The 15,460-nt window shown below is 62.4% G+C and carries 19 protein-coding genes; 16 read left to right on the forward strand and 3 right to left on the reverse strand.

Annotation, left to right across the window (positions count from 1 at the left end; genetic code table 11):
• Positions 1-16 precede the first annotated feature (16 nt).
• The 12 genes from ACZ5Y5_RS19185 (at position 17) to ACZ5Y5_RS19240 (ending at position 9,270) form a co-directional block, all read left to right on the forward strand.
• Positions 17-844, forward strand: coding sequence for an alpha/beta fold hydrolase (locus ACZ5Y5_RS19185; protein WP_464811015.1), 828 nt, complete (start codon positions 17-19; stop codon positions 842-844).
• Positions 837-1,349: a flavin reductase family protein gene (locus tag ACZ5Y5_RS19190; protein ID WP_464811016.1), complete on the forward strand. Its 513-nt coding sequence runs from the start codon at positions 837-839 to the stop codon at positions 1,347-1,349. Before ACZ5Y5_RS19185 ends, ACZ5Y5_RS19190 begins: the two co-directional genes overlap by 8 nt.
• Positions 1,350-1,450: 101 nt before the next feature.
• On the forward strand, positions 1,451-2,155 hold the full coding sequence (locus ACZ5Y5_RS19195) for a fumarylacetoacetate hydrolase family protein (protein ID WP_464811610.1): 705 nt from the start codon (positions 1,451-1,453) through the stop codon (positions 2,153-2,155).
• 48 nt (positions 2,156-2,203) lie between these two features.
• Entirely contained in the window at positions 2,204-3,151 is a 948-nt protein-coding gene (locus tag ACZ5Y5_RS19200) for an acetaldehyde dehydrogenase (acetylating) (RefSeq protein WP_464811017.1), read from the forward strand.
• Positions 3,148-4,206, forward strand: coding sequence for a 4-hydroxy-2-oxovalerate aldolase (gene dmpG / locus ACZ5Y5_RS19205; protein WP_464811018.1), 1,059 nt, complete (start codon positions 3,148-3,150; stop codon positions 4,204-4,206). The genes ACZ5Y5_RS19200 and dmpG overlap by 4 nt, the downstream gene beginning before the upstream one ends.
• Positions 4,207-4,271: 65 nt before the next feature.
• Positions 4,272-5,102, forward strand: coding sequence for a sugar phosphate isomerase/epimerase family protein (locus tag ACZ5Y5_RS19210; RefSeq protein ID WP_464811019.1), 831 nt, complete (start codon positions 4,272-4,274; stop codon positions 5,100-5,102).
• Positions 5,095-6,048 carry an alpha/beta hydrolase gene (locus ACZ5Y5_RS19215; protein WP_464811020.1) on the forward strand — a complete coding sequence of 318 codons (954 nt, stop codon included), beginning with the start codon at positions 5,095-5,097 and terminating at the stop codon, positions 6,046-6,048. Before ACZ5Y5_RS19210 ends, ACZ5Y5_RS19215 begins: the two co-directional genes overlap by 8 nt.
• A 108-nt stretch (positions 6,049-6,156) precedes the next feature.
• Entirely contained in the window at positions 6,157-6,639 is a 483-nt protein-coding gene (locus ACZ5Y5_RS19220; RefSeq protein ID WP_464811021.1) for an Lrp/AsnC family transcriptional regulator, read from the forward strand.
• Positions 6,636-7,127 (forward strand): Lrp/AsnC family transcriptional regulator, encoded by a 492-nt coding sequence (locus ACZ5Y5_RS19225; RefSeq protein ID WP_464811022.1) that lies wholly within the window; start codon positions 6,636-6,638, stop codon positions 7,125-7,127. The genes ACZ5Y5_RS19220 and ACZ5Y5_RS19225 overlap by 4 nt, the downstream gene beginning before the upstream one ends.
• 63 nt (positions 7,128-7,190) lie before the next feature.
• Complete coding sequence (locus tag ACZ5Y5_RS19230; RefSeq protein WP_464811023.1) at positions 7,191-7,697, forward strand: nuclear transport factor 2 family protein; 507 nt, start codon at positions 7,191-7,193, stop codon at positions 7,695-7,697.
• 182 nt (positions 7,698-7,879) lie between these two features.
• Positions 7,880-8,662: a glucose 1-dehydrogenase gene (locus ACZ5Y5_RS19235; RefSeq protein WP_464811024.1), complete on the forward strand. Its 783-nt coding sequence runs from the start codon at positions 7,880-7,882 to the stop codon at positions 8,660-8,662.
• Positions 8,663-8,712: 50 nt separating this feature from the next.
• Complete coding sequence (locus ACZ5Y5_RS19240) at positions 8,713-9,270, forward strand: carboxymuconolactone decarboxylase family protein (protein ID WP_464811025.1); 558 nt, start codon at positions 8,713-8,715, stop codon at positions 9,268-9,270.
• Positions 9,271-9,317: 47 nt separating this feature from the next.
• On the opposite strand, the gene ACZ5Y5_RS19245 is transcribed toward ACZ5Y5_RS19240, so the two are convergent.
• Together ACZ5Y5_RS19245 and ACZ5Y5_RS19250 are read right to left on the reverse strand one after the other, a co-directional pair.
• Positions 9,318-10,130, reverse strand: coding sequence for a nuclear transport factor 2 family protein (locus ACZ5Y5_RS19245; protein WP_464811026.1), 813 nt, complete (start codon positions 10,128-10,130; stop codon positions 9,318-9,320).
• A 17-nt stretch (positions 10,131-10,147) separates the two neighbouring features.
• Positions 10,148-10,936 carry an SDR family oxidoreductase gene (locus ACZ5Y5_RS19250; RefSeq protein WP_464811027.1) on the reverse strand — a complete coding sequence of 263 codons (789 nt, stop codon included), beginning with the start codon at positions 10,934-10,936 and terminating at the stop codon, positions 10,148-10,150.
• A 264-nt stretch (positions 10,937-11,200) separates the two neighbouring features.
• Here ACZ5Y5_RS19250 and ACZ5Y5_RS19255 point away from each other — a divergent pair, with 264 nt between their 5' ends.
• Complete coding sequence (locus ACZ5Y5_RS19255; protein WP_464811028.1) at positions 11,201-12,070, forward strand: LLM class flavin-dependent oxidoreductase; 870 nt, start codon at positions 11,201-11,203, stop codon at positions 12,068-12,070.
• On the opposite strand, the gene ACZ5Y5_RS19260 is transcribed toward ACZ5Y5_RS19255, so the two are convergent.
• Positions 12,064-13,155, reverse strand: coding sequence for a helix-turn-helix transcriptional regulator (locus tag ACZ5Y5_RS19260; protein WP_464811029.1), 1,092 nt, complete (start codon positions 13,153-13,155; stop codon positions 12,064-12,066). The genes ACZ5Y5_RS19255 and ACZ5Y5_RS19260 overlap by 7 nt on opposite strands.
• Positions 13,156-13,223: 68 nt before the next feature.
• Here ACZ5Y5_RS19260 and ACZ5Y5_RS19265 point away from each other — a divergent pair, with 68 nt between their 5' ends.
• Genes ACZ5Y5_RS19265 through ACZ5Y5_RS19275 form a run of 3 tightly spaced genes read left to right on the forward strand, consistent with a single transcriptional unit; the run spans position 13,224 to position 15,442 of the window.
• On the forward strand, positions 13,224-13,862 hold the full coding sequence (locus tag ACZ5Y5_RS19265; RefSeq protein WP_464811030.1) for a nuclear transport factor 2 family protein: 639 nt from the start codon (positions 13,224-13,226) through the stop codon (positions 13,860-13,862).
• Between the two features lie 6 nt (positions 13,863-13,868).
• A complete protein-coding gene (locus tag ACZ5Y5_RS19270; RefSeq protein WP_464811031.1) occupies positions 13,869-14,372 on the forward strand; it encodes a nuclear transport factor 2-like protein in 504 nt (167 codons plus the stop codon).
• Positions 14,369-15,442, forward strand: coding sequence for an alkene reductase (locus tag ACZ5Y5_RS19275; RefSeq protein ID WP_464811032.1), 1,074 nt, complete (start codon positions 14,369-14,371; stop codon positions 15,440-15,442). The genes ACZ5Y5_RS19270 and ACZ5Y5_RS19275 overlap by 4 nt, the downstream gene beginning before the upstream one ends.
• Positions 15,443-15,460 lie beyond the last annotated feature (18 nt).

Below are 15,460 nucleotides of genomic sequence, written 5' to 3' on the forward strand. Positions count from 1 at the left end.
AAAAAAGAGGATCCTCATGGCCAGTGAACTGAGCCGCAAGACCTATAAGGTCGCGGGCGGATATGATATTTCCGTCGCGGAAATTTCAGGTGACGGCCCGGCCGTCATCTTCATCCATGGCAGCGGCCCGGGCGCGTCGGGCGCGTCCAACTTCCGCAACAACGCCCAGACCTTTGCGGACGCTGGCTATCGCGTCATCCTGCCCGACCTTATCGGCTATGGCCAATCCTCCAAGCCCGAAACCGACTATCCGCTCGAGCTGTTCACCCAGACCCTGCTCGATGCCCTGAAGCAGCATGGCGTCACCAGCGGCACGCTGGTGGGCAATTCGCTGGGCGGCGGCATCGCCCTCCAGATCGCGCTCGACCATCCCGAGTTCACGATCGACAAGCTCATCCTGATGGCGCCGGGCTGTGTTGCCGAGCAGGCGAGCTATTTCACCATGCCCGGCATCGCCAAGATGCGCTCGGGCTTTGGCAGCCCCGACTTCAACATCGAGGAACAGCGCCGCCTCATCAGCAACCTCATGCATCCCTCCTCGCTCCACCATGTCACCGACGCGCTGGTCGAGGAGCGGTTCGCGGTCGCGCGCACCCAGCCCAAGGATGTGCTCGCGCGGGTGAAGACCCCGGACCTTGGACCGCGCCTGGGCGAAGTCAAGCAGCCGATCTTCGTCCTCTGGGGCCTCAATGACGAATTCTGCCCCGAAAGCCACGCCCGCCTCTTCCTCGACGCCTGCCCCGACGTGCGCAGCCTCACCTTCGCGCAGACCGGCCATTGGGTGCAGGTCGAACGGGCGGCAGAGTTCAACCGCTATTCGCTGGATTTCCTCAAGAATGGCTGACGCCGCCCCTGCGCAATCCGTGCCTGTTCCGCAGCCCGTGGACGTCACCGCAGGTCTCAAGGGCGCGATGCGCCGCCTCGCCTCGGGCGTGGCGATCGTCACGGCGCTGGGCGAGGAGGCGCCGGTCGGCATGGCCGCGACCTCGATCACCTCGCTCACCATGGACCCGCCCGCGGTCCTCGTCTGCGTCAACCAGTCGGCCGGCATCCACGCCCACCTGACCCCCGGCTGCCCGGTCAGCATCAACCTCCTCTCGCGCCACCAGCGCGACGTGTCCGCCGCCTTTGGCGGCGCGGTGGCGCGCGAGGCCCGCTTTGGCGTCGGCAGCTGGACCGCTGACGCCCATGGCCTGCCGATCCTGGAGGAGGCGCAGGCCAATCTTAGCTGCACCATCGACAGCATGACCCCCTATGGCACCCACAGCATCGTCATTGCGCGGGTCGAGGCGGTGCGCCTGTCGGACGCGGTCGATCCCCTCATCTTCCAGGATGGAGCCTATCTGTGAGCGATCTTGACGCCCAGAGCCTTAACGCCCAGAGCCTTAACGAAAGCCTCGCCGACGAGCTCTACCAGGCGCTGCGCGCGGGGATCACCGTGCCGCCGCTGATGGCGCGTTATCCGCAGCTTACCATCGACGATGCCTATGCCATCTCGCTGGGCGCGCTCGAAAAGCGCAAGGCCGATGGCGAGCGCGTCATCGGCAAGAAGATCGGCGTCACCTCCAAGGCGGTGCAGGACATGCTGGGCGTGCACCAGCCCGACTTCGGCTTCCTCACCGACCGGATGTTCATCGAGGGCGATATCGATGTCGCCGCCAACGGCCTTATCGCCCCGCGCGCCGAGGCCGAGATCGGCTTCATCCTGAAAGACAGCCTCAAGGGGCCGGGGGTGACGGCGCAGCAGGTGATTGCCGCGACCCAGGCCATCGTCCCCTGTTTCGAGATCGTCGACAGCCGCATCCAGGACTGGAAGATCGGCATCGTCGACACCGTCGCGGACAATGCCTCCTGCGGCGTCTATGTGCTGGGGGACGCGCGCGTGGACCCGCGCGATCACGACTTGCCCAACCTTCATGTCACGGTCACCAAAAATGGCGAACCTTTGTCGGAGGGCTATGGTCATGCGGTGCAGGGTTCGCCCGCCCAGGCGGTCGCCTGGCTCGCCAATACGCTGGGCGCCTATGGCGTTACCTTAGAGGCTGGCGATGTGATATTGTCAGGCAGCCTGGTGCCGCTCGAACCGGCACGGCCAGGCGATGTGTTCGAAATGCAGCTGCATGGCGTTGGCAGCTGCACCGCGCGCTTCATATAGGTTGAATGACGCATCGCTTGGGATCTGCGATGCCGTGAGGAGTGAATGATGACGGACAAGGTCAAGGCGGCGATCATCGGGTCGGGCAATATCGGCACCGACCTCATGATCAAGATGATCAAATATCCGCAGAATATGGAACTGGTGGCCGTGGTCGGCATCGACGAGGCGTCCGAAGGGCTCGCCATGGCGCGCGAGCGCGGCGTCGCCACCACCCATGAGGGGATCGAGGGCCTCAAGAAAATGGCCGTCTATCCCGAAATCGGCATCGTGTTCGACGCGACCTCGGCTTACGCCCACAAGGTCCATGACGCAGCGCTGCGCAAGGACGGCAAGCAGGTGGTCGATCTGACCCCCGCCGCGATCGGCCCCTACACCATCCCGACCGTCAATGGCGAAGCCAATCTCGACGCCGGAAACGTCAACATGGTGACCTGCGGCGGACAGGCGACGATCCCGATGGTCGCCGCGGTCTCTGAGGTCGCGACCGTCCATTATGCCGAGATCGTCGCCTCGGTCTCCTCGCGCTCGGCAGGGCCCGGCACCCGCGCCAATATTGACGAGTTCACCCGCACCACCGCGGGCGCGATCGAAAAGGTCGGCGGCGCCGCGCAGGGCAAGGCGATCATCATCCTCAATCCCGCCGAACCGCCGATGATCATGCGCGACACCGTCTTCACCCTGTCCGAAGGCGCCGACGAGGAGACCATCCGCGCCTCGGTCGAAGCCATGGTCAAGAAGGTCCAGGCCTATGTGCCGGGCTACCGCTTGAAGCAGGAAGTGCAGTTCGAGCGCTTTGGCGACAACAACAAGCTCAAGATCCCCGGCCGCGGCGAGTTCACCGGCATCAAGACCATGATCCTGCTCGAGGTCGAGGGCGCGGGCGATTATCTCCCCAGCTATTCGGGCAATCTCGACATCATGACCGCCGCCGCCAAGGCGACCGGCGAGCTGCTCGCGCAGCGCATCCGCGAAGGAAAGAAGGTGGCAGCATGAGCGCCCAGTCCAACAAGCCGTTCAACGTCGAGGCGGGCGACAAGCTCTATATCCAGGACGTCACCCTGCGCGATGGCATGCACGCCATCCGCCACATGTATGGCATCGACCATGTGAAGGCGATCGCCAAGGCATTGGATGACGCGGGCGTCGATGCGATCGAGGTCGCCCATGGCGATGGCCTCAATGGCGCGAGCTTCAACTATGGCTTTGGCGCGCATACCGACTGGGAATGGCTTGAAGCCGTCGCCTCGGTGCTGACAAGGTCGGTACTCACCACCCTCATCCTGCCCGGCGTCGGCACGGTCGAGGAGCTGCGCCGCGCCTATGATATCGGCGTGCGCTCCGTCCGGGTCGCGACCCACTGCACCGAAGCCGACGTCTCCAAGCAGCATATCGGCATCGCCCGGGACCTGGGCATGGACGTGTCCGGCTTCCTGATGATGAGCCACATGATCGATGCGGAGAAGCTCGCCGAGCAGGCTCTCCTCATGGAAAGCTATGGCGCGCAGTGCGTCTATGTGACCGATAGCGGCGGCGCGCTCGACATGGATGGGGTCAAGGCCCGGCTTGAAGCCTATGACCGGGTCTTGAAGCCCGAAACCCAGCGCGGCATCCACGCCCACCACAATCTCTCGCTCGGCGTCGCCAACTCGATCGTCGCGGCGCAGTGCGGCGCGGTGCGCATCGACGCCTCGCTCACCGGCATGGGCGCGGGCGCGGGCAATGCCCCGCTCGAAGTGTTCATCGCCGCTGCCGACCGCAAGGGCTGGAACCATGGCTGCGACGTCAACGCGCTCATGGACGCGGCCGAAGATCTCGTTCGTCCGCTGCAGGACCGCCCGGTCCGGGTCGATCGCGAAACCCTCGCGCTTGGCTATGCCGGGGTCTATTCCTCCTTCCTGCGCCATGCCGAAAAGGCCGCCGAAACCTACGGCCTCGACACCCGCACCATCCTCGTTGAACTGGGACGCCGCAAGATGGTCGGCGGACAGGAAGACATGATCGTCGATGTCGCGCTCGACATGGTCAAGGCGCGCGAAGCCGCGGCCTGACCTTGCGCAGGGGCGCGGCCAACCGCTGCGCCCCTAAGCCTCGCAACCAGCAGGAAGGAGAGGATATGGCCGATAGACGCCTGTCGCTCGACCATATCACCGTCACCGACACCACCCCCTGGCAGCTCGCGGAAATCGCCGCCGAGACAGGGTGCGCCGGCATCTGCCCGTTCCTCCACTCGATGGAGGTGCTGCCCGCCATGCCACCCTATGACCTGGTGCGCGACGCCCAAGCGCTGCGCCGAACCCGCGACGCGCTCGCCGCCACCGGGGTCAGCGTCGATCTCATCTACCCCTTCACCATGGCAGGGCGTACCAACCCCCAGGACTTCGCGCCCGCGCTCGAAACCGGCGCAGCGCTCGGCGCGGGCCTTGCCAATGTCCTGTGCTACGACCGCGATCCCGTCCGCCGCACCGAAAAGCTCATCGAACTGGCCGAACTCGCCGCAACCTACACCATCGCGCTCGCCATCGAATTTTATCCGCCCTCCCAGGTCAGAACCCTCGCCGACACCCTCGACGAAATAGACCGCACAGCCCGCACCGACATCAAGGTCACCCTCGACCTCCTCCACATCATGCGCGGCGGCGATATCGACGCCAGCATGGCCCTCCTCGACCACCCCAGCATCGCCATCGCCCAAATCTCCGACGGACCCGCAACCATCGATCCCACCCAAATCGAATGGGAAGCCGGCATCCAGCGCCTCCTCCCCGGACAAGGCAGCTTCAACATCAGAGCGTTCCTCAACACCCTCAACCCCAACACACCCCTCAGCATCGAAATACCCCAGCAAAACGCCATCAACCTCAATATACCACCCGCACAACGCGCCAAAATCGCTACCGAAAACGTGAGGGAATTAATAAGAAAAGCAGGAGAGAAAAATGCGTGACCTGATCGACCCATCCTTGTTGCCTGGGCTGGACTTCATGCCCTCGCTGGACCTGACGCCGGAAAGCCTGCCCGTCATCCGCGCAGGCATGGAGCAGATGAGCGGCATGGTTCCGGAGCCCCAGGACAGCGGCGTAGAGTGGCGGGAGGAACGCTTCACAGCGCCCGACGGACACGAGCTGCTGGTGAGGATTTACCGGCCATCAAACGTTGATGGCCCGCTCCCTGCTGTGCTGCATGTTCATGGCGGCGGCTATGTCATGGGATCGGTGAGCACCAATCATCTGTCGAACATCGAACTTGCCGCTTCGACTTCGGCGCTCATCCTGTCGGTGGACTATCGCTTGGCCCCCGAAACTGTTGCTCCCGGCGCGGTGGAGGATTGCTATGCGGCACTCCAGTGGCTGCACGACAACGCCGCGGCGCTTGGCGTGAATACCGCCAGGATCGCGGTGCGCGGCGAAAGCGCGGGCGGTGGTTTGGCGGCAGCGCTGGCGCTGCTCGCCCGCGACAGAGGCGGTCCGGCGATCGCGCATCAGAACCTCATCTATCCCATGCTGGACGATCGCACCTGCATCACGCGTTTGCCCGCCCACCTCGGGGCATTTGTATGGACGCCGCAGGCCAACGCCTTTGGATGGCGATCGCTGTTGGGACAGGAGCCGGGTTCAGCGGAAGTGTCGCCCTATGCGGCGCCTGCCCGCGCAGAGGAACTCGCTGGCCTGCCGCCTGCGTTCATCGCGGTCGGGGCGCTCGATCTGTTCCTGGTCGAGGACATGGATTACGCCCGGCGGTTGATCGAAGCGGGCGTAGCTACCGAATTGCACGTTTATCCTGGCGCTTACCACGGATTTGACGTCCTGCCCGATGCCCCGCCGGTCCGACAGATGAAGCGTGATGCCGTGGCGGCGCTGCGCAAGGCGCTGCATACTGGTGAAACAGAGTAGGACAAGCGGCACATAGCTGGGCAAATTGCCCAGATAATAGCATTCAGTCTGGTGCAGTGCGTAAGTGGACGCTATTAAACCGGCTACATTTCTGAAGGCGGGGCAAGAATGCAGATCAGAAGCGGGCGGACAACGACGCCGCCATCGCTGGATAATCTCGATGGGAATATCATAGAGATACTTCGCACCAATGGCCGCGCCACCAATCAGGAAATAGCGGAGCGGCTTTCGGTGACGGCCGCGACCGTTTCGGCGCGGCTTCAGAAGATGGAAGATGCCCGGGCGATGCGGGTCGTTGCCGTCACCGACTTCGCAGCCCACGGTTATAATGTGATCATCGCCCTGGGCGTCAAGGTGCTGGGCCGCAATGTCCAGGATGTCGGGCGTGACCTGGCTGACCTTCCCGAAGTGCTGAGCGTCAATATCATGAGTGGCGAACATGACATCGAACTGCTCGTCGCCCTGCGCGACTTCGGAGAAGTCCAGCAGATGTTGTTCGAACATATTGCGAGTATCGACGGCGTAATTCACATCACATCGGGGGTGGCTGTGGATATTGTGAAATATGAATTCAATGTGGTGCCGCTGTGACCGCAAAAGCGGAATGGGCGCGCCTGGATAAGCTGGACCAGGGAATCGTCGAAAAGCTCGCGCGGGACGCGCGCATTTCCAACCGGGCGATCGCGGCGGAACTGGGCGTGACGGAAGGCACCATCCGTACGCGCATCAAGCGCCTGCAGAATGAAGGGCTGATCCAGTTTACGGTCGTCACCGACTTCCGCATGGCCGGATCGCCTAATCTGTGCATGATGGGAATCGATGCCGACCCGTCCCATGTGTCGGACCTGGCGCGCAGCCTTTCGGAAATTCCGGAAATCACCTGCGTCATCGTGCTTTTGGGCCGTTACAGCTTGCTGGCGATGGGGCTTTTCACCAATATCGAGCAGCTGAATGACCTGGTGACGGAACGTATCCGGCCGCTGCCGGGCGTTCAGCGCGTCGAAACGTCGATATCGGTCCATAACCTCAAATATGAGGCGGGGATCGCCAAGATCATGCGCGAACCTGTCGAAGGTTGATGCTGCCCTAAGGCCGCGCTTCTATGATGAAAGAACAAAGGGCCGGGCCCTGAGGAGAGTATAATGTCGATCAGTCTGGAAGAACTTGCCGCCCGCGTCATCGCGTTGGAAGATGTGAACGCCATTCGCCAGTTGAAGGCGCGCTATCTGCGCGCCTGCGACCTCAAGCTGGTGGATGAGTTGCGCGACACTTTCCTGCCGCAGGGGATCAGGCTGGATTATCAGAACTTCCCGATCTTCACCGATCGCGACGCCTTCATCGCGATTTTCGAGAAGATGGCGATGGCGGGGGGTGTCTATGATATCCACCATGCGACCAACGCCGACATTGAACTGATTAGCCATAGCGAGGCGCGCGGGCGCTGGTCGCTGAATTTCCGCACGATCATCCTCGCTACGCGGTCGGTGACCCGGCTCGCCGTGGAATATCAGGATGTCTATCGCAAGCAGGATGGCCGCTGGTGGATCGAGGAGTCGGTCAGCCGGATCACGTCGATCCTGACGGAAGAGATCGGGGAAGACGGCACGCCGCGTTATGTCGCCTGGGGTGAAATACCCGCGGCGCAATGATGCCGTAGCGGCGGCGCAAGCGAGCTCCTAGCTGATCGGGAGCGCTGGTCGCAGCGCTCCCTGCGGAATCCGGTTGCCGTCATTCATGGGCGGGTTTACAACGCGTATCGTGCAATTGACGGTGCCGAACGCAGGATAATGCGTATCGGGCCGCAGAAAAATCAGAGGAGAGGCAGGGCATTATGGGCCGTTTGGAAGCTAAAGTCGCGATCATCACCGGCGGTGCCCGTGGCATGGGCGCGGCGACGAGCCGCCTGTTCGTTCAGGAAGGCGCGAAGGTCGCCATTGCCGACGTGCTGGATGCTGAAGGCACTGCGCTGGCTTCGGAACTGGGGGATGCCGCCCGCTTCTATCACCATGACGTGACGAGCGAAGAGGGGTGGGCTGAGCTGGTGCGCACGGTGGAAGCGGACTTCGGCCCTATCGACATATTGGTGAATAATGCCGGCATATTGTTGTTCCGCACCCTGCTGGACACGAGCCTGGCCGATTATGAGCGGGTGCTGAAGGTCAACCTGACCGGCGAATTTTTGGGGATCAAGGCAGTTGCGCCGGGCATGATCGCGCGCGGGAAGGGCGCGATCGTCAATATCTCGTCGGTCGATGGGATGAAGGGGGCGAACGGGCTTGCTGCCTATTCCTCCAGCAAATGGGGGGTGAGGGGCCTGACACGCGTGGCGGCGCTGGAGCTTGGCCACCGGGGCATCCGCGTCAATTCCGTGCATCCGGGCGGCGTGGATACGGTCATGACCAATCATGATGGCTCCACGCGCGAGAAGGTGAACGAACGCTTTGGCAATGTGCCCCTTCAGCGTGTCGGCGCGCCGGAGGAAGTTGCGCGCGCTACCTTGTTCCTGGCGAGCGATGACGCGTCCTATCTGGCAGGAGCCGAGATCGCCGTTGATGGCGGCATGCTGACGGGCCAATATTATGAAAATTTCCCCGGCGCGCCGGGTGTGAAGTGAAGGGCAGAGGGCGCCAGATCAGCCGATAAACAGCATATAGGAGAGAAGCCATGATCCGTATCGATGTACCCGAAAAGGACGCTGCCGACCCGTACGGCCACGCATCACGCAATCACGCGCGCGAAATTATGGCGGCGGCGGGTGGCTTTTCCAAAGCTGTGTATCAGCACAGCCTGTTGTCCCTGCGCGAGTTTGAGGGCGCACGGTCGCGTACCGCGCAAATCAATGGCTGCATCATCTGCCAGCAGTTTCGCGCCGCCCGCGATGCGCAGTCGATGTTTGCTGCGACCGGCCAGCGGCCCGACCATACGGTGGCGGACAATGGCCCAGCGCCTGACGAAGCCTTTTATGCGGCGGTCGAGGATTGGCGGACGTCACCCTTGTTCAGCCCGCGCGAGCGCACAGCGATAGAGTTTGCGGAGCGCTTCGCCGAGGAGCCCAAGCAGATCGCGCAGGATGAGGATTTCTGGGAACGCGCTCACGCCCTTTTCTCCGATGCGGAGATTGTCGATCTTGCGCATTGCGTGGCAGCATGGGTCGGCCTGGGCCGCGTTGCCCATGTATTGGGCTTTGACAGCGTCTGCCTGCCTTTCGCTGAAGTCGCCTAAGGACCGAAAGGCGCGGGCAGGTTAGCTACCCGCGCCGGCTTTCCGGTTCAGCCGAGATTGCCTAATTCGGCATGAAGGATCATCGGGTCGCCAGTATGAGCGGCCCAGAGCGCGTCGCGGCGGACAATCCGCCAACCTTCCGGACGCCTTTCCCACTGATCGACATATTCGCCGTTGGAATCAAAGATCGGACCTGCCGGGTCATCCACCCTCTGATGACGCGCCTGTACGTAGGACCGGCTCGTCGCCCGATCCCCCTCCACATCGACCAGGATGCTGCCGATCAGATGCTGCGTCCCGCCGCATCGGTCCAGAAAGCGGCGCATGTTGACCGTCAGGGCCGCCATGCCCTGCTGGTCACCGCCGGTGCCATAGTCGAAGCACAGGTCATGGGCGAAAACATCGCCCAGCCGGTCCCACTGCTTATTGTCGAGGATGCGGGCGAAGCGCGACAGGCCGCGCACAATTTCCCGCTCGTCTAGCAGCGCCTGAGTGGAGACAGCGCGGCTGCTGCTGCTTCCCCGCTCCTCGACGACCATCATGCGCGACGCTCCGCGAGCGAGGAAATTCTCCTCGTCCTCCGCAATCTGCCGGGCGATGTCCGGCTCCCCCGCCGCCGCCGTGAAGCGATCATAGGCTGGCCTGTCGGCCAGCCAGATCTCCGTGATCACGTCGAAGTCGATGGGCGCCGCGTCCGGGAAAATGAAAGCGCCTTCCAGATCCACATAGTTGCGGCGATAATCGATGATGCCGGGCAGCAGGCGCCGGATCAGCGGCGCATGCTGCGTCTCGTAATAATCGATGAACGCCTCGCGCGAGAGGTCCGGTTTGCGCTTCAGCAGGGCGATGCATTTGAACATCGGCAACCTCCCAGCGATCAGGGCGCCATCCACTGACCCCCGTTGACGTCGAGCGCCGCGCCGCTGACCACGCGCGAATAATCCGACACCATCATCAGCACAGCGCGGGCGCAATCATCTTCGGGCGGAATGATGCCGATGGGAATGTTCTTCGTCACGCCAGCTACGACGTCTTCGCGCTTATGACCCGCATCGACCTGCGACTTGATGAACCCTTCGACCGGCTCGCCGTGGATCCAGCCCATGCGGCAGGTGTTCACGCGAATGCCGAAGCGGCCAAGGTCGCTCGCCATATATTTGCCCAGCGTGTTGAGCCCAGCCTTCGCCACCGCATAGCCCATTTCCATGCCATGTTCGGTGCCATAGGGATTGACGCTCGCCATGGTGGAGACGTTCACCACCGCGCCGCCATCGCGCAGATAGGGGACGCAGGCGCGCGTCAGGCGGAGCGCGCCAAGGCAGTTGACGTCGAACGCCTTGGCGAAATCGGCAATATCGGCATTTTCGACCCGGCTCCAATTGCCGTGATAATAGGCGCTGTTGACCAGACCATGGATGCGCCCGCCGAACTCGGCCGCCGCGCGATCGGCCAGCGCCTTGCACTGCGCTTCGTCGCTGACGTCACATGGTACAGCGATCGCCTTGCCGCCCTTGGCCACGATGTCCGCGGCGACTTCATCGAGAAAAGCCTTGTTCCGCGCCGCCAGAACGACGCTGGCGCCTTCGCTTGCCGCGATGCGGGCCAGCGCCTGACCCATGCCCGGGCCCACGCCGCTGACGATCACCACCTTGTCTTTCAGCAACATCCTCTGTTCCTTTCTCGATTCCGTTTCGCGAAATCATTGCCTTGGCAAGGACTTGTCCCAGACCGCCCTGCTTCGCCGCGAAGGATAGGAGAAAAATATATTTGTTCAATGCGCTTTTTGCGGAAGTGCGGGTCATCCATGCTGCATATGCGTAATTTTGTTGGTTCCTAGCCAACGAACGGGGATGGTTGTCTGTTGACTGCCTATCCAGCCGGATGGATAAGGCGGGCAGCATAAGATTACCGGGTTTGGAAGGAGAGGAAGATGCGCTTTCACTTTGGCGAGTCAATGACGCCGATTGAAAACTACATCCCTTTGGCGAAGGCGGCCGAGGCGGCAGGCTATGCCGGGATGACCGTGCCCGACAGCCTCATCTATCCTCAAAGCTCCTCCACCAAATATAGCTACACCGATGATGGCGGCCGTGAATTTCTCGAGAACAAGCCGTTCCTGGAATCGTTCATCCATGTGACGGCTATGCTTGGCGCGACCGAAAAGCTGGAAGTCACGACCAATGTTGTCAAGCTGCCGGTGCGGCCGCCGCTTTATGTCGCGAAGATCGTCGCCTCCATTGAAGCGCTGTACGACAATCGCTTCAACTTTGGCGTTGGCCTGAGCGTCTGGCCGGAAGACTATCAGGTCATGGGCGTTCCTTGGGAAGGTCGCGGCAAGCGCTTCGACGAGTGCATCGACATTGTCCGCGGGCTCACCAATGGCGGCTATTTCGAATATCATGGCGAATTTTTCGACCTGCCCCCCGTGAAGATCAATCCTGTGCCGTCCAAGCCGGTCCCCATCCTGATCGGCGGCCATTCGGACGCAGCACTGAAACGCGCTGCGCGGAACGATGGCTGGATGTATGCGGGCGGCGGGCTGGACGCCATGCTGCCGATGCTGGACAAGCTGGCGACCTATCGCGCGGAGTTGGGTAGAGATCATCCATCCTACCGCATCTTTGCGTCGGCCTTCGGCGACATGGATGTCGACATGGTCCGGCGGCATGAGGACGCGGGCGTCACCGATATCGTCGTTGCCTTCCGCAACCTTTATGCCGTGGAAGAGGACAGCCAACCGATTGAAGAAAAGATCGCCGATCTCAGCCGCTTTGCCGACAATGTCATCGCCCGCTACTGATCGCCGCTATCGGCGGGCTGGTGCAATTCGCGCCAGCGGCTAGGGGAAGCGCCTGTCCATTGCTGGAAAGCGCGGCGGAATGCGCCGGTATCGCTGAACTGCGTCCGCCGCCCGACTTCGGTTATGGTCAGGCGCGGATCGGCAAGGAGGCGGGTGGCGAGCGCGCGCCGCGCTTCCGTCTTCAACTGCACCAATGATGTGCCTTCGTCGGCGAGACGGCGCTTGAGCGTCGCCACGCTGATGCTGAACTGCCGCGCCAGCTGCACCGCGGTCGCGGGCGCTTCGCCGCTAGCGAGCATCGCGCCGAAGAGATGCAGTATCCGCTCCGACAGCGGCGCATCGAGCGATTGTGGCTGTTCCACGTCAAAGGGGAAGCGTTCCAGCAGATGCTCCAGCTCATGATGACTGCGAAGCACCGGGCGATCGAGATAGGCGGCGGGAAAGCGCAGACTGTTTTCCGGCGCGCCATGCTGCATCGGAAAGGGCATCAGGTAGGAAATGGTGCGCTCATCCAGTAGCGGAGGATAGCGCATCGCTGCGCCCAGAAGCGGGATATCCTCGCCGATGAGCCAACCGAACAATTTATAATAGGTCGAAAGGCCCGTCAGATCGGACACATAGGCACTGGCATTACGCACCTGCCGGGGTGTCGCCATTTCAAGGCGGGCGATGCCGTCATCGACTTTGAGCCGAAGGCGGCCTGCGCGTGGGCCTATCAGTTCCGAAAAGCGGTCCGTCCGCTCTATGACGTCGCGCAGGGTGCGGCATGTGATGATGCAATGACAGAGCATGTCCACGCCAGCTTTTGTGAGTGGTTCGCGTCCCTCCTGCCGCGCGGCCTGCGCATCCAGCGCCCAGGTGCAGTGGGCGTATAGGCGCGTAAAATCCTCCTGCGAGAGGCCGCGCGCGACGGACGCCGCGCCAGTCAGCGGAGCGATCAGATGAGGCAGGCCGGCTTGCCGAAGCAGCACGGCCGGATCGGTGCCAATTTCCCTCACCACGCGCAGCAGATCCCGCGCGATCACCACGGATACGCGAGCGGCGACTGGCCGGGACAGATGTTTGGTGTTGAGCCGTTTTGTCATGACCTTTGAGCTATTTTGGCATTTTCAGGCGACCGGGGATAGCGGAAACAGACGGTCTAACAGAGAGGATGTATAGGGTGGCGGACGAAAGCCTGATCGCGCGGATAGATCGTCTGGAATCGCTGGACGCGATCCGGCAGCTTGCCGCGAAATATTCCCTCGCGCTCGACATGCGCGACTCCGACGCCTGGGTGAACCTGTTCCCCGAAGACGTGCGGGTGGGCGGTGGCAAGCAGGGCCGCAAGGCTCTGCGCGATTGGTTCGACGAAACCCATTCGATGCAGTTCGACGGCACTTCGCATCATATCGGCGGCCATATCATCGACTTCGACGATCCGGACAATGCGCAGGGCGTCGTCTATTCCAAGAATGAGCATGAGACCGGTGCGGAGTGGGTCATCATGCAGATGATGTATTTCGACAAATATCAGCGGATTGACGGCCGCTGGTATTTCCGCCGCCGCCTGCCGCTTTACTGGTATGCGACGGACCTCAACAAGCCGCCGATCGGCGACCGGAAGATGCGCTGGCCGGGTGTTCAACCCTATCATGGCAGCTTCCATGATCTGTTCCCGAGCTGGAAGAGCTATTGGGATCGGCAGGGACAGCCCCATGACGGCCCGGTCGAACCAGCAGCCCCACTGGAAAAGTTCATCGAAACTATGCGGCGTGGCTCGCCGCTGCCCAAGCCCCGCGTGAGGAGCTAGGCGCCCATGAGCGCCGCTGAACGCAACGTCGCCGCCGTACGGACGATGTTCGAAGGCTATTTCGATGCCTGGAAAACGCACCAGATGCCCGTCCCGCCGCGCGGGCTGCTGGTCTGGGCTCCCGGCGCGCTTGCCGAGATTGGGGGGCATGTCATTCCGGTCGAGCCGCATGATGTGGCCGATGACCCCTTTTTCCTGCAGATCGAAGCGGAATATTACTGGGCGGCTATTTCAGACTGGCGCGTCACTGAACTGGATGTGGCAGGCAGCGGCGACACCGTGCTGTCTTTCGCCAAATTCGAAGGAACGGGCCCGGACGGCGTTGCGCTTGAACCGATTTGGCTCGCCGATCGATGGCACTTCAACGCGGCGGGTCAGATTGCCCGCTGGCAGCAGATGACGGATTTAGCTGCGTGGGCCCGTTGGAGTGCGCTTACTGAAACCGATTACCCCGCTTATATCGCCGAAGCCTTTGCGAAGGCTGGCCAACCACCAAGGTTCGTACCATGACCGATATTTTCTCTCCCGTGAAGCTCGGCGACATAGCGCTTGCCAATCGCATAGTGATGGCGCCGATGACCCGCGACCGGGCTGGTCCGGGCGATGTGCCCACCGATGTCATGGTGGATTATTACCGTCAGCGTGCGGGCGCGGGATTGATCGTGACGGAGGGCACACAGCCTTCGCCCGTCGGCAAGGGCTATTGGCGCACGCCCGGCATCCATAGCGATGCGCAGGTCGCCGGATGGCGCAAGGTCGCCGACGCCGTGCATGAAGCGGGTGGCAAGATCGTCATGCAGATCATGCATGTGGGCCGCGCCGCTGTGCAGGCCAACAAGGATGCAAATGCGGAAACCATCGCGCCTTCGGCCATCCAGTGCCCGGACAAGATTCCCGGCCCCGACGGCGTTCCTGTCGAAACGGCAATGCCGCGCGCGCTGGAAACCGATGAAATAGCTGGCGTGATCGCCGAATATGTCGCTGCCGCGCGCAACGCGATCGCTGCGGGAATGGACGGGATAGAGCTGCACTGCGCCAGCGGCTACCTGCCGATGCAATTCCTCTCGTCGAACAGCAACCAGCGGACCGACCGCTATGGTGGATCGGTGGAAAATCGTATCCGCTTCGTCGTCGAACTGCTCGAAGCGCTGGCTGGCGCTGTCGGCGCAGGCCGGGTCGGCTTTCGCATCTGTCCGGGCGTCAAGTTCAATGGCATGAACGATGCCAACCCGCATGAAACCTATGCCGCGCTGCTGAAGGCGGTGGATGGTCTGGGCCTTGCCTATTGCCACCTGATCCACATCCCGCTGGAAGGCCAGGATGCCTTGGATCTGGTACGGGAAAATTGGAGCGGCGCGTTAATCGAAAATGGGGGGCTGACGTTCGACAAGGCCCGGGCTGTCGTCGCCGACGGCAAGGCAGAGGCTGTTTCGTTCGGATATCTCTACATCGCCAATCCCGATCTGGTCGACCGCTTCCGCATGGGCGCGCCGCTGGCGAAGGCGGACCGCGCCAACTTCTACACGGGCGAGGGCGACGATCGCAAAGGGTACACCGACTACGCGATGTTAGGGTCCTGAGCCCCGTCAAAAATTGTA

It is taken from the genome of Sphingobium sp. TomTYG65, assembly GCF_055395525.1.

Excerpts from the sequence above, each read along its gene's own strand:
- ACZ5Y5_RS19245 (WP_464811026.1), bottom strand. The coding sequence starts at position 10,130 with ATGTTCAAATGCATCGCCCTGCTGAAGCGCAAACCGGACCTCTCGCGC.
- dmpG (WP_464811018.1), top strand. The coding sequence starts at position 3,148 with ATGAGCGCCCAGTCCAACAAGCCGTTCAACGTCGAGGCGGGCGACAAG.
- ACZ5Y5_RS19185 (WP_464811015.1), top strand. The coding sequence starts at position 17 with ATGGCCAGTGAACTGAGCCGCAAGACCTATAAGGTCGCGGGCGGATAT.
- ACZ5Y5_RS19255 (WP_464811028.1), top strand. The coding sequence starts at position 11,201 with ATGCGCTTTCACTTTGGCGAGTCAATGACGCCGATTGAAAACTACATC.
- ACZ5Y5_RS19260 (WP_464811029.1), bottom strand. The coding sequence starts at position 13,155 with ATGACAAAACGGCTCAACACCAAACATCTGTCCCGGCCAGTCGCCGCT.
- ACZ5Y5_RS19270 (WP_464811031.1), top strand. The coding sequence starts at position 13,869 with ATGAGCGCCGCTGAACGCAACGTCGCCGCCGTACGGACGATGTTCGAA.
- ACZ5Y5_RS19250 (WP_464811027.1), bottom strand. The coding sequence starts at position 10,936 with ATGTTGCTGAAAGACAAGGTGGTGATCGTCAGCGGCGTGGGCCCGGGC.
- ACZ5Y5_RS19275 (WP_464811032.1), top strand. The coding sequence starts at position 14,369 with ATGACCGATATTTTCTCTCCCGTGAAGCTCGGCGACATAGCGCTTGCC.
- ACZ5Y5_RS19235 (WP_464811024.1), top strand. The coding sequence starts at position 7,880 with ATGGGCCGTTTGGAAGCTAAAGTCGCGATCATCACCGGCGGTGCCCGT.
- ACZ5Y5_RS19200 (WP_464811017.1), top strand. The coding sequence starts at position 2,204 with ATGACGGACAAGGTCAAGGCGGCGATCATCGGGTCGGGCAATATCGGC.
- ACZ5Y5_RS19230 (WP_464811023.1), top strand. The coding sequence starts at position 7,191 with ATGTCGATCAGTCTGGAAGAACTTGCCGCCCGCGTCATCGCGTTGGAA.
- ACZ5Y5_RS19240 (WP_464811025.1), top strand. The coding sequence starts at position 8,713 with ATGATCCGTATCGATGTACCCGAAAAGGACGCTGCCGACCCGTACGGC.
- ACZ5Y5_RS19195 (WP_464811610.1), top strand. The coding sequence starts at position 1,451 with ATGGCGCGTTATCCGCAGCTTACCATCGACGATGCCTATGCCATCTCG.
- ACZ5Y5_RS19220 (WP_464811021.1), top strand. The coding sequence starts at position 6,157 with ATGCAGATCAGAAGCGGGCGGACAACGACGCCGCCATCGCTGGATAAT.
- ACZ5Y5_RS19265 (WP_464811030.1), top strand. The coding sequence starts at position 13,224 with ATGTATAGGGTGGCGGACGAAAGCCTGATCGCGCGGATAGATCGTCTG.
- ACZ5Y5_RS19215 (WP_464811020.1), top strand. The coding sequence starts at position 5,095 with ATGCGTGACCTGATCGACCCATCCTTGTTGCCTGGGCTGGACTTCATG.
- ACZ5Y5_RS19210 (WP_464811019.1), top strand. The coding sequence starts at position 4,272 with ATGGCCGATAGACGCCTGTCGCTCGACCATATCACCGTCACCGACACC.
- ACZ5Y5_RS19190 (WP_464811016.1), top strand. The coding sequence starts at position 837 with ATGGCTGACGCCGCCCCTGCGCAATCCGTGCCTGTTCCGCAGCCCGTG.